Genomic DNA, 12193 nt, shown 5'->3' on the forward strand with positions numbered 1-12193 from the left:
GACAAGGAGGAGCCGTTGCGTGCCGACGGACGATTCGTTGCGTCCGCCGGCACTCGGGCGGCGATTCGTTGTGTACGCGGCCTAGCGCGCGCAACTCATGCCTCCCGGGGCCCCGGGGTGGGGCAGGTCAGCCGCCGGCCGGCCTCCTGCCGCCGGCCACGATCAGCGCCGTCAGGAGGTAGGGCACGGCGGACAGGGCGAAGGCAGTGGCGTGGGTGGTCGCCGACCCGACCGCCGCGTAGGCGCCGAACGCGGCGACGGTGGCCAGATCGGTGCCCACGCCAGCCACCGAGGTCAGGGTGGCCCGGCCGGCCGAGCCGATGCTCTCCTGGAGCCGGACGTCGGCCAGGACGGTGGCCAGCTGGAACCCGCAGAAGGCGAGGGCCACCAGGGCTACCCCGGCCGGGGTCCGCGCCGCCGCACCCACGGCGAGCGCCAGCGCCGAGCCCGCCAGCACCCCGGCGAACCCTCCCCTGCCCAGCCGCTGCCCCGGACCGGCCAGCAGCCCGCCGACCGTCGCGCCCGCCCAGACGAGCAACAGCCAGTGCGGTACGGAGTCCTCCGCGACGCCGGTGTCCCGGACAAGCAGGGGCGTGTACTCGTCGAGCGCGCCCCATACGGCGGTGACGGCCGGTACGAGCAGCAGGGCGGCGCGGACGGACCGGTCCGCGCGGGCCTCGGCGAGACCGGCTCGCAGCGGCCTGGCCCATCCGTCGCCGGTTCCGGCCGCGGTGGCCGGTTCCCGGTGCTCGGGGAACCCCGTCGCGGTGGCCGCCGTCAGCAGGCAGGCCAGCACACTGGCGAGCCCGACGGCCGGGTAGCCGCCGAACGCGAAGACGGGTCCGGCGACGGCCATCGAGGCCATCACGGCCACGAGCCCCGCCGCACGGGTCCGGCCCATGACATGTGCGTAGCGGTCGGCCGCGCCGAGCCGGTCCAGTTCCTCGTAGACCAGCGCCTCCAGGGAGCCGGAGCCGAGCGCCCCTTTGACGCCCCAGAGCACGAAGCCGAGGGCGAACGCCCAGTACGACGGGACGAGCACCCAGAGCGTGAATCCGACGGCGGTGAGCAGGGGCCCGGCCCACAGGAGCATCCGCCGTGAGACGGCGTCGGCCCAGACGCCGGAAGGTATCTCCAGCAGCACACCGGTGAGCGACCACAGGGCGAAGAGGGAGGAGATCTGCCAGACGGTGAGCCCGGTGTCGGCGAACAGCAGCGCGTACACCGGGTAGAGCAGCACGAAGTCGTCGAGGAACGCGTAGCCGTACAACGTGACCGTCAGCCGCCGCACAGCGACGCCGGACACACGTGCGGGTGAGAGTGTCATGAGGCCTTCCCGAGGGGACCGCGAGGAGATGTCGGACGCCGGAGATACGACATCCGAGGCGGCCCTCGGGAGGAGGCACGGCTGGTGAATCAATGTCGCCAGGTCATACGCAAGACACTAACCCACCACTCTTGAGGGGCGCGAGGAACTGCGCACCCAGCCCCCACCGACCCGCACGCACCCACCCGCGATCACCCCCTCAGGGGCGCGAGGAACTGCGCGCTAAACCCCCACCGACCCGCACCCACCCAACAACGCCCACCCCACCAGGGGCGCGGGGAACTGCGCACCCAGCCCCCACCGGCCCGCACCCACTCACTCAGCCGCCTACGTACCCCCACCGCGCCCTACACGGCACGCGGCGCCCCGGAAGAAACCCTCCGCAGCAACGGCGAAAGCACCAGCACGGACTTCGTCCGCTCCACGAACGGCTCCCCGGCGATCCGCTCCAGCACCCGCTCGAAGTGCCGCATGTCGGAGGCGAAGACCTGCACGACAGCATCCGCCTCCCCGGTGACGGTGGACGCGGCCACGACCTCCTGATACCGCTCGAGCCCCCGCTGAATGGTCTCGGGCGAAGTGTTCCGGCGGCAGTAGATCTCGACGAACCCCTCGGTCCGCCACCCGAGCGCCGCCGGGTCCACCCGAACGGTGAACCCGGTGATGGCCCCGCTGGACCGCAGCCGGTCGACCCGGCGTTTCACGGCGGGCGCGGACAGCCCGACCTCCTGACCGATGTCGGCGTAGGAGCGTCGGGCGTCCTCGGCAAGGGCGAGCACGATACGTTCGTCGAGGTCGTTCAGCACTGCGGGTGGATCACTTCTCTTCGGGAACCGCCGGAAACCGCGGCCCGGTCCCGAGACGCACGAGCACCTCACCGACAGCCGTGACTGAAGTAGAACACGAGTGCTCAGGGACCGGGCGGCCTGCCTGCCGGCGCCGAGCGCGGCACCGATCCGCGACCAGGAGGCCCCGGCGGCACGAGCGGTTCGAGCAACTCGCCCCGCCCCCACCAGGGCCCGAACCCGGCCGTCAGATCCAGCTGGCGTGCAACGGCTTGCCCTCCGCGTACCCCGCGGCGCTCTGGACCCCGACGAGGGCCCGCTCCGCGAACTCCTCCAGGGAGTTGGCTCCCGCGTAGGTGCACGAGGAGCGCACGCCCGCGATGATCGAGTCGATCAGGTCCTCGACGCCGGGGCGGGACGGGTCGAGGAACATCCGGGAGGTCGAGATCCCCTCCTCGAAGAGCGCCTTGCGGGCCCGGTCGTACGCCGACTCCTCCGACGTACGGTTGCGCACCGCGCGCGCGGACGCCATGCCGAACGACTCCTTGTAGAGGCGGCCGTCGGCGTCCTGCTGAAGGTCGCCGGGCGACTCGTACGTACCGGCGAACCACGAGCCGACCATGACGTTCGACGCGCCCGCGGCCAGCGCCATCGCGACGTCGCGCGGGTGCCGCACACCGCCGTCGGCCCACACGTGCTTGCCGTGCTTCTTCGCCTCCGCCGCACACTCCAGGACGGCCGAGAACTGCGGGCGGCCCACTCCGGTCATCATGCGGGTGGTGCACATGGCGCCCGGTCCGACACCGACCTTGATGATGTCCGCGCCGGCCTCGATCAGATCGCGTACGCCCTCGGCGGTGACGATGTTGCCCGCGACGATCGGCACCTGGGGGTCGATCCCGCGCACGGCCCTGACGGCGGAGATCATCGACTCCTGGTGGCCGTGGGCGGTGTCCACGACGAGCGTGTCGATGCCCGCCGCCAGCAACTGCTTGGCCTTGCCCGCGACATCGCCGTTGATACCGACGGCCGCCGCGATGCGCAGCCTGCCGTCCTTGTCGGTGGCCGGCGTGTAGAGCGTGGCGCGCAGGGCGCCCTTGCGGGTCAGGATGCCGGCGAGCCTGCCGTCCTCGTCCACGGCAGGGGCGTACCGGCGGTTGGCGTGGTCGAGCCTGTTGAACGCCTCGCCCGGCTCGATGTCCGCGTCGAGCAGCAGCAGGTCCCGGGACATGACCTCGGACAGCTGGGTGAAGCGGTCGACACCGCTCAGGTCGGCGTCGGTGACCACACCGACGGGCCTGCCCTCGCCGTCCACCACGACCCCGGCGTTGTGCGCGCGCTTGGGCAGCAGCGACAACGCGTCGGCGACGGTCTGGTGGGGGGCGAGGACGATCGGGGTGTCCAGCACCAGATGACGGCTCTTGACCCAGGAGACGACCTCGGTGACGACCTCGATCGGGATGTCCTGCGGGATGACGACGAGCCCGCCGCGACGGGCCAGGGTCTCGGCCATCCGGCGGCCAGCGATCGCCGTCATGTTGGCGACCACCAGGGGGATCGTGGTGCCGGTGCCGTCCGGCGACGCCAGGTCGACGCCCTGCCGCGAACCGACGGCGGACCGGCTCGGGACCATGAAGACGTCGTCGTACGTCAGGTCGTAGGGAACCGGAGGTGCTGTGACGTAGCGACCGCTGCCGGGCTCGATGAAACGCATGGACCCACATTTTCACGTGTATCGGCGCAGGTCACTCCACTGAAGACACAGGAGAACGCCCCCGCGATCAGATACTCCTCCAAAGAGGTACGAGGGCTCCGGTGCCGGGCAGGAACCTGCCTTACGAAAAAACGTTACCTGAGCGCGGAGACGGCAGCGAGCGGACGGGTTCGCGCGAGGGCGGCCGGAGGTCAGGTCACGGCCGGTCGAAAGGCTCCTGCGGCGCCCCGAGGGCCAGCGCCACGGTCAGCAGGTGTTCCGGGGCGCGGTCCGCCGCCTGGGCGAAGACGTCCTCGGCGATCGCCCACTCGTCGGGCCGGGTGGCCGCGTACCCCCGCCAGCCGGTGACGACGACCAGCAGTCCTGCCTCCGCGGCTGCCGGAGGCCAGACGGACGGGTCGGTGAGGCTGTCGGCGAGCGCGTCCCAGTTGCGGCCGAACCAGTCCGGCAGCTCCAGGGCGCGGGCACAGCGCTCCATGAGGCCCGCCTTGTCCGCGACCCCGTCGAGGTCCAGCGTCACCAGGTGGCGGCCCGACACGTCGTGCGTCATCTCAGCACCGCCCTGAACGAATCGTAATGATCATCGGTGTAGTAGACCTCGTCGTCCCGCCCGGTGACAATGCGGCGTGCTCCGCGGTCCCGCTCACCGGGCGTCCGCACCGTGTACTCGTGGTAGTAGCCCCGCTCGTGCCGCGGCAGTTCACGCTCGAAGTTCCCGAAGACGGAGCCGTCCTTGGCGTACGGGAAGGGTCCGTCCGCGTCGATGAGGGTGAGCGTGCGGCGGGCCTCGGCGGGCAGTTCGGCCGCCGGGACCGTGTCCATTCCGGCGGCCCAGCCGGGGGTCGTGGACGGGGCGACCGCCCCGGTGCCCGTGTCCCCGCCGGTCTCCTTGCCTCCGGCCGTGTCCGACGACGAGCAGCCGACCGGCAGCAGGGCCACCAGGCAGAGCAACAGTCCGGCGAAGAGACGGGGGACGGACCGCGGCGGCATGCCGCCGATGCTGCCACAGCCGCTCCCGCGCGACCGCCGCTGGAGCGCCATTCGAGTCCGCGGATGCGCAGCCCCCGCCCTTCAGGGGCGCGGGGAACTGCGCGACCGGACCCCCACCCGGCCCGCAGGTGGGTCGACCGGTCAGGGCCGACCGGTCAGGGTCCGACGGAGCCCGTCAGAGCCCGTCGGGGTCCGCCCGGTCCAGCGCCGGCCGCGGCGTCGACCCCGCCGTCATCAGCGCGTCCGCCGCGGCCGTGTCCGTCACCAGGCTGGTGACGAGGCCGGACCGCAGCACCGCGTCGATCGCCGCGGCCTTCCGCTGTCCGCCGGCGATCGCGACGACCTCGGGAATGCGCCGCAGCCGGTCCGCCTCGACGGTGATGCACCGCTCCCCCAGGTCCCGCCCGACCCGGCGGCCGTCGGCGTCGAAGAGGTGCGCGGACATCTCGGCCTCGACCCCGAGGGACGCGTAGTGGGCGCGCTCCTCCTCGGAGAGCATGTCGTGCACCGTCGAGATGCCGGCCTCCCAGGACCCGATGGACACACAGGCCACCGTGACCTTGTCGAAGTACTCGAAGGCCCGCGCGATCCCCGTCTGGCTGCGCAGCGCCGTCGCGGTGGCCACGTCCGGCAGCAGCATCGGCGCGTAGATGGGGTGGGCGTCGCCGCCGGACACCTGGGCGGCCCGGCGGACCGCCTCGACGGAGCCGCGCTCGGCCGTCCCTGCGTCGTAGACCCCTGTCAACTGCACCACCGTGCACGGCGGCAGCCGGTCGAGCGCCGCGGCCATGTGGATGGTGGAACGGCCCCAGGCGAGGCCGAGCACATCGCCCTCCGCGACCAGCTCACCGAGCAGATCGGCGGCCACCTCGCCGAGGTTCTCCGGGTCGGGCGATTCCTCGGCCTCGGCCGGGGACTCCACGACGACGGCGTGCCGCAGGCCGTAGCGGCCGCGCAGCGCGTCGGAGCGCTCCGCGTCCAGCTCGGCGGGGACGCGGATCTCGATCCTCACGAGATCCCGTTCGAGAGCGGTCTCCAGGACCCGGGCCACCTTGAAGCGGCTGACGCCGAACTCCTCGGCGATCTGGATCTTGGATTTGCCCTCTAGGTAGAAGCGGCGGGCCATGGCCGCCGCCTGCACCAGCTCAGCGGGTCCCATCCGCATGGCCGACCGGCCCGCCGACATACCCGACACGGCGATCTCCTCACTGCTGTTCACACTCTGGATTCGCCGTTCATCCTTGCAGATCCGGCGTACTTGATCAGCCCTGAGGGGCGGCGTTCACGTTCCCTTGGTTCAGTGGCCGCATGCCCATGCCGCCTGGGCCGTCGCCCCCTCCGCCTGCGTGCGCAGTGCACGTACCGCCTGGGCGGGGTCGGCGGCCCCGTAGACGGCCGAACCGGCGACGAAGACGTCGGCCCCCGCCTCCGCGCAGCGCTCGATGGTGGAGGCCGAGACGCCGCCGTCGACCTGCAGCCACAGTTCGAGACCGTGCTTGCTGATCAACTCGCGGGTACGGCGGATCTTCGGAAGCATGATGTCGAGGAACGCCTGGCCACCGAAGCCCGGCTCGACGGTCATGATCAGCAGCATGTCGAGCTCGGGAAGCAGATCCGCGTACGGCTCGACGGGGGTCGCCGGCCGGAGCGCCATCGAGGCGCGGGCGCCCTTGGCCCGGATCTCGCGGGCGAGCCGCACGGGCGCCGCGGCCGCCTCGGCGTGGAAGGTGACGGAACCTGCACCCGCCTCGACGTACCGGGGCGCCCATCGATCGGCGTCCTCGATCATCAGATGGCAGTCCAGCGGCGTGTCCGTCGCACGCGCCAGGGATTCTACGACCGGCACACCGAGTGTGAGGTTCGGGACGAAATGGTTGTCCATCACGTCGACATGCAGCCAGTCGGCGCCTTCCACCGCCTTTGCCTCCTCGGCGAGGCGTGCGAAGTCGGCGGACAGGATGCTGGGGTTGATCTGCGCGGCCATGCCACAAGCCTGCCATGCCCGGAGCAGGTTGCTCTCCCGGTCCCGGCGCGGACCGGTCGGTATGTACCGACTCGTTCGAACCGAGGGGCTGCACCGGCCGAACGCCCCGTGCCATCCTTGTCGCCCCACCGGCTCCACAGGCGGCGGCTACGGGGGTGGCCATGACGCAAGCGCGGGGAACCCGACGACGGGGTGTCGGCCGACTGGTCTGCGGACGGCGGTCCAAGTGGCTCGTGGTGGGACTGTGGCTGGTGCTGCTCGTCCTGACGGCGCCCTTCGCCCAGAAGCTCACCGACGCCCAGGACAACGACGCGGCCTCCTGGCTGCCGGGTTCCGCCGAGTCCACCCAAGTCCTGGAGGCTTCTGAGGACTTCAGGCCGGAACAGATCCCCACGATCGTCGTGTACGCCCGCGCGGACGGCCTCACCGCCCAGGACCGGGCCCGGATCTCCGAGGACGTACGGGAGCTCAAGGCGCTGCGTGCGCACGGTCTGCGGGGCGCGGAGACCCGCGGCCCGGTGTTCGACCGGAAGACGGCTCCCCGGGCGGCCCAGGTCTTCGTGCCGATCACGATGGACGAGAAGGGCTGGGAGCGCATCGGCCCCGCGGTCGACGCGATCCGGGACGACGTCGGCGAGGGCGGGGACGGGCTCGCCGTGCACATCACGGGTCCTGGCGGTACCTCCGCCGACTTCTCCGAGGCGTTCGAGGGCATCGACTCCACCCTGCTGTTCTCGGCGATGACCGTCGTCGTCGTGATGCTGCTGCTCACCTACCGCAGCCCGACCCTGCTGCTGGTCCCGCTGCTCGGCGTGGTCGCCGCGCTGTTCACCGCGCAGGCGTTGATCTATCTGCTCGCGGAGCACGCGGGGCTGACCGTCAACGGCCAGAGCGCGGGCATCCTCACGGTGCTCGTCTTCGGCGCGGGGACGGACTACGCCCTGCTCCTGGTGGCCCGCTACCGGGAGGAGCTGCGCCGCCACGAGGACCGCCACGAGGCCATGGCGCTGGCCCTGCACCGGGCGGGCCCGGCCGTGGTCGCGTCCGGCGCCACCGTGGTCCTGAGCATGCTGGTGCTGCTCGCCGCCGAGATGAACTCGACGCGCGGCCTGGGCCCGGTCGCCGCGATCGGCGTCGCCGTGGCACTGATCGCGATGCTGACGCTCTTCCCGGCCCTGCTGGTGATCTTCGGCCGCTGGATCTTCTGGCCGGTGGTCCCGCACTTCGGCTCCGCCGATCCGACCGAGCGCGGTGTCTGGGCCCGCACGGGCCACCGCTTCTCGCGCCGTCCACGGCTGGTCTGGGGCGTCACGGCGGCGGCGCTCGCGCTGCTGTCGCTGGGGCTCCTCCAGTTGCGCGCGGAGGGCATCGGCAACGCCGACGCCTTCACCGGCGAACCCGACTCGATCGTCGGCCAGGAGGTGTCCGCGCGGTACTTCCCCGCGGGCAGCGGCGATCCGCTGGTCGTCGTCGGCGACCGCGACCGGGCCGAGGAGGTCGGCCGGGCGGTCGCGGACACCCGCGGTGTCGTACCGGAATCCCTCGGGCTGCCACCGGGCACGAAGCCGGAGTTCGAGGGCAGGGTCCTCTTCGAGGCCACCATGACCGCCCCGGCGGACAGCGAGGCCGCCAAACGGACGGTGGAGCGGGTACGGGACGCCGTGCACGCGGTACCGGACGCGGACGCCCAGGTGGGCGGCGGCACGGCGGCACTGCTCGACATGGACGCGGCGACGACCCACGACAACGTGCTGATCATCCCGCTGGTGCTGGCCGTGGTGCTGCTGATCCTCTGCGCCCTGCTCCGCGCCCTGGTCGCACCGCTCCTCCTGATCGGGACGGTGGTGCTGTCCTTCGCCGCCGCGCTCGGCGTCAGCGCGCTCGCGTTCCGCCACCTGTTCGACTACGCGGGCGAGTCGACGGACTTCCCGCTGTTCGTCTTCGTCTTCCTGGTGGCACTGGGCATCGACTACAACATCTTCCTGACCACCCGTATCCGCGAGGAGACCGCCCAGCAGGGCACGCGCAAGGGCGTGGTCACGGGCCTCGCCACCACGGGCGCGGTCATCACCTCGGCGGGCCTGGTCCTCGCGGGCACCTTCGCCGCGCTGGCGACGCTCCCGATGGTCGCCTTCGCCGAGATCGGGTTCGCGGTGGCCCTGGGCGTACTGCTCGACACGTTCGTCGTGCGCTCGGTCCTGGTGACGTCCCTGTTCCTGGACGTCGGCCCGAAGGTCTGGTGGCCTCACCGGCTGGCCCACGAGGACCCTGCCGGGGGCAGCGCCGGGGACGAGGCCGAACCAGACCACACCGCCGAACCGACGCCGCCGCCGACGCCCTCGGCGACCGACGCGGAGCCTCAACGGACCCCGGAGCCCCCAGATCCTCCGGCGCCGACGGCCCCCTCAACCCCCTCAGACCCGCCGGAATCCCCGGAATCAGCGTCGCGACCGAGTGGTCCGTCGAGCGGCGTGCCGGGCGGCCCGCCGGAGTAGGCGCGGTCGGCTGGTCAGCCGCCGGTCAGCCGGTGCGCCGGATCAGCGCCAGATACATCGCGTCCGTGCCGTGCAGATGCGGCCACAGCTGGATGTCCGGGCCGTCACCCAGGGCCGGGACGCCGGGGAGGAGCGGCCGGGCGTCGAGGAGTTCGCCCTTGTGCTGCTTGAGTACGTCGTCGACCACGGCCCGGGTCTCGGCGAGGTGCGGCGAGCACGTGGCGTACCCGACGACACCGCCGACCCGCACCGAGTCGAGCGCGGTACGCAGCAGCCCGCGCTGCAACGGCGCGAACCCGTCCAGGTCCTCGGGCCGCCGCCGCCAGCGGGCCTCGGGCCGCCGCCGCAGGGCGCCGAGCCCGGTGCAGGGCACGTCCATCAGGACCCGGTCGAAGGTTCCCGACCGCCACGGCGGCCGTGTGCCGTCCGCGGCGATGACCTGGTACGGCCCGGGGTTCCCGGCGAGCGACCTCGCGACCAGGCCGGCCCGGTGCGGCTGCTTCTCGGAGGCGAGCAGCACGGCCCCGCGTCCGGCGGCGAGCCCGGCGAGCATGGCCGCCTTGCCGCCGGGACCCGCGCACCCGTCGAGCCACGCCTTGTCCGGCCCGTCGAGGGGCGCGTTCGCGAGGGCGATCGCCACGAGCTGGCTGCCCTCGTCCTGGACACCGGCACGGCCCTCGCGTACGGCGTCGATGGCACCCGGCTCACCGCCCTCGGACAGCCGCACGGAGTACGGGGACCAGCGCCCCGGCAGCGCGGACTCCTCACCGATGGCGCCGAGGATCTCGTCGGCGGTCGCGCGGCCGGGCCTGGCGACCAGGGTCACCTCGGGCCGCTCGTTGTCGGCCTCCAGGAGATCCTCGATGCCTGCGCGGCCGCCGCCCAGCGAGTCCCACAGCGCCGAGACGATCCAGCGCGGATGCGAGTGCACGACGGCGAGATGGTCCTCGGCGTCCTCGTCGTAGGGCGGTGCGACCTTCTCGATCCAGCTGTCCAGATCGTGCTGCGAGATCTTCCGCAGCACGGCGTTGACGAACTTGGCCCGCCCGTCCCCGAGCACGATCCGCGCGAGGTCGACGGTGGCGGACACGGCGGCGTGCGTGGGGATCCGCGTCCCCAGCAGTTGATGCGCGCCCAGGCTCAGCACGTCGAGGACCGGCGGGTCGACCTCGCGCAGCGGCCGGTCCACACAGGCCGCGATGACGGCGTCGTACGTCCCCTGCCGGCGCAGTGTCCCGTACACCAGCTCCGTCGCCAGGGCCGCGTCGCGCCCGTCGAAGTCGCCCTGCTCCCGGGCCTTCCGCAGCAGGGGCGGCAGCACGAGATTCGCGTACGCGTCCCTCTCGTCCACCGCCCGCAGAGCATCGAAGGCGAGCATCCGCACCGGGTCCTTCTTCGGACGGCGATAGGGCTTGCCCTGCTGACGGGGCCGACGAGACTGCTCGTTCACGTAAAAGGTGCTCCGGCTTGATGGAAGAGAGAGAACCCCAGCGTACGCCGCCACCCCGTTCCTCCCGGTCCCACGGGCCTGCGCACCCTTCGGCAGGCTCTTGCAGGGACGCGGGGAACTGCGCATCCTTCGCACGGACGGGGGTCCACACCTTCAGGCACGCGGATCCCCGAACCGCTCAGGGGCGCGGGGAACTGCGCGACCAGCCCCCACCCACCCACCCACCCGCACGTCACCTCACACCCGGCACACCCAGCGCACCAGGCGCACCCGGCATGCCACTCACCCTCCGACCACCTCGCCGGAGGCGATCCGAACCCCCCGGGCCCAGTCCGCCGCCCGCATCGGCTTCTTCCCCTGCGCCTGCACCCACAACAGCTCCACGGCGTACGACCCGGTACCCACGTACACGTTGTTCTTCGCGACCGCCAACGCCCCCGGCGCCAGATCCGTCCGCTCGGGCACCGGCACGACCTGGATCAGCTTCAACCGCTCCCCGCGGAACACGGTCCACGACCCGGGCGAGGGCGTGCACCCCCGTACGACCCGGTCGACCCGCAGCGCCGGCGCCGCCCAGTCCACATGGGCGTCCTCGACGCTGATCTTCGGAGCCAGGGTGACACCGTCGCCCGGCTGCGGAACGGCCTTCAGCGTGCCGTCCTCGATCCCGTCCATGGTCGCCGCGAGCAGCCCGGACCCGGCGAACGCCAGCCGTGTCAGCAGATCCCCGCTGGTGTCGGTGACCCGCACCTCCTCGGTGACGGTCCCGTAGACGGGCCCGGAGTCGAGCCCCTCCTCGATGAGGAAGGTGGACGCGCCGGTGATCTCGTCCCCGGCCATGACCGCGTGCTGTACGGGCGCCGCGCCGCGCCAGGCCGGCAGCAGCGAGAAGTGCAGGTTGACCCACCCGTGGGCGGGGATGTCGAGCGCGACCCGGGGCAGCAGCGCGCCGTAGGCGACCACGGGGCAGCAGTCCGGGGCGATCTCCCTCAGCCGGGCGAGGAAGTCCTCGTCCCGCGGCCGCGCCGGCTTGAGCACCTCGATCCCGGCCTCCTCGGCGCGCTGCGCGACGGGGCTCGCGACGAGCCTGCGCCCTCGCCCGGCCGGCGCGTCGGGCCGCGTGACGACGGCGGCCACCTCGTGCCGCCCGGAGGCGATCAGGGCGTCCAGAGCGGGAACGGCGACCTCGGGGGTACCGGCGAAGACGAGCTTCATGGGTGGCAGTCGGCCTCTCGGGCGGGTTCACAACGGGCAGCGCACCAGTCTATGGGTCGCCTCCGCGGGGCGCCGAACGGCAACCCACAACGACGACCGAGCCGGTTCGCGCCCTCGTCCGGCCTACCCGCCGCCCGACTGCCACCGACCGGTTCCGACCGCCCGAGAAGGCCGGCGTCCGACCGGGGTGAACGGTAAACGCCCTCGTCAGAGCGGTGGCCGAAGCGAGCGCC

Annotated in this window: 10 protein-coding genes; 1 reads left to right on the forward strand and 9 read right to left on the reverse strand. The window is 72.4% G+C overall.

All coding sequences use genetic code 11. From position 1 onward, the window contains the following. Nucleotides 1–127: 127 nt before the first annotated feature. The 7 genes from ACLVWQ_RS33240 to rpe all read right to left on the reverse strand — a co-directional run bounded on the left by ACLVWQ_RS33240 (nt 128) and on the right by rpe (nt 6800). Nucleotides 128–1327 (reverse strand): MFS transporter, encoded by a 1200-nt coding sequence (locus ACLVWQ_RS33240; protein ID WP_414112955.1) that lies wholly within the window; start codon nt 1325–1327, stop codon nt 128–130. A 347-nt stretch (nt 1328–1674) separates the two neighbouring features. After that, nucleotides 1675–2133 (reverse strand): Lrp/AsnC family transcriptional regulator, encoded by a 459-nt coding sequence (locus ACLVWQ_RS33245; protein WP_414112956.1) that lies wholly within the window; start codon nt 2131–2133, stop codon nt 1675–1677. A 226-nt stretch (nt 2134–2359) separates the two neighbouring features. Further along, entirely contained in the window at nt 2360–3826 is a 1467-nt protein-coding gene (locus tag ACLVWQ_RS33250; RefSeq protein WP_414112957.1) for a GuaB1 family IMP dehydrogenase-related protein, read from the reverse strand. A gap of 196 nt (nt 3827–4022) precedes the next feature. Beyond that, nucleotides 4023–4376, reverse strand: coding sequence for a barstar family protein (locus ACLVWQ_RS33255; RefSeq protein ID WP_414112958.1), 354 nt, complete (start codon nt 4374–4376; stop codon nt 4023–4025). Then, on the reverse strand, nt 4373–4816 hold the full coding sequence (locus ACLVWQ_RS33260; RefSeq protein ID WP_414112959.1) for a ribonuclease domain-containing protein: 444 nt from the start codon (nt 4814–4816) through the stop codon (nt 4373–4375). Before ACLVWQ_RS33260 ends, ACLVWQ_RS33255 begins: the two co-directional genes overlap by 4 nt. Nucleotides 4817–4991: 175 nt before the next feature. Continuing rightward, the gene (locus tag ACLVWQ_RS33265; protein ID WP_414112960.1) at nt 4992–6035 is read right to left on the reverse strand and encodes a sugar-binding transcriptional regulator; all 1044 of its coding nucleotides are present in this window, start codon (nt 6033–6035) and stop codon (nt 4992–4994) included. Between the two features lie 78 nt (nt 6036–6113). Continuing rightward, entirely contained in the window at nt 6114–6800 is a 687-nt protein-coding gene (gene rpe / locus ACLVWQ_RS33270) for a ribulose-phosphate 3-epimerase (RefSeq protein WP_414112961.1), read from the reverse strand. 161 nt (nt 6801–6961) lie between these two features. Here rpe and ACLVWQ_RS33275 point away from each other — a divergent pair, with 161 nt between their 5' ends. Further along, nucleotides 6962–9295 carry an MMPL family transporter gene (locus ACLVWQ_RS33275; protein ID WP_414112962.1) on the forward strand — a complete coding sequence of 778 codons (2334 nt, stop codon included), beginning with the start codon at nt 6962–6964 and terminating at the stop codon, nt 9293–9295. Between the two features lie 25 nt (nt 9296–9320). Here the strand turns inward: ACLVWQ_RS33275 and ACLVWQ_RS33280 are convergent, their stop codons facing one another. Then, nucleotides 9321–10745, reverse strand: coding sequence for an RsmB/NOP family class I SAM-dependent RNA methyltransferase (locus ACLVWQ_RS33280; RefSeq protein ID WP_414112963.1), 1425 nt, complete (start codon nt 10743–10745; stop codon nt 9321–9323). Nucleotides 10746–11027: 282 nt separating this feature from the next. Further along, entirely contained in the window at nt 11028–11960 is a 933-nt protein-coding gene (fmt, locus tag ACLVWQ_RS33285; RefSeq protein WP_414112964.1) for a methionyl-tRNA formyltransferase, read from the reverse strand. Nucleotides 11961–12193 lie beyond the last annotated feature (233 nt).

Origin of the sequence: Streptomyces sp. CWNU-52B (assembly GCF_047444975.1) — a bacterium.
GTDB lineage: Bacteria > Actinomycetota > Actinomycetes > Streptomycetales > Streptomycetaceae > Streptomyces.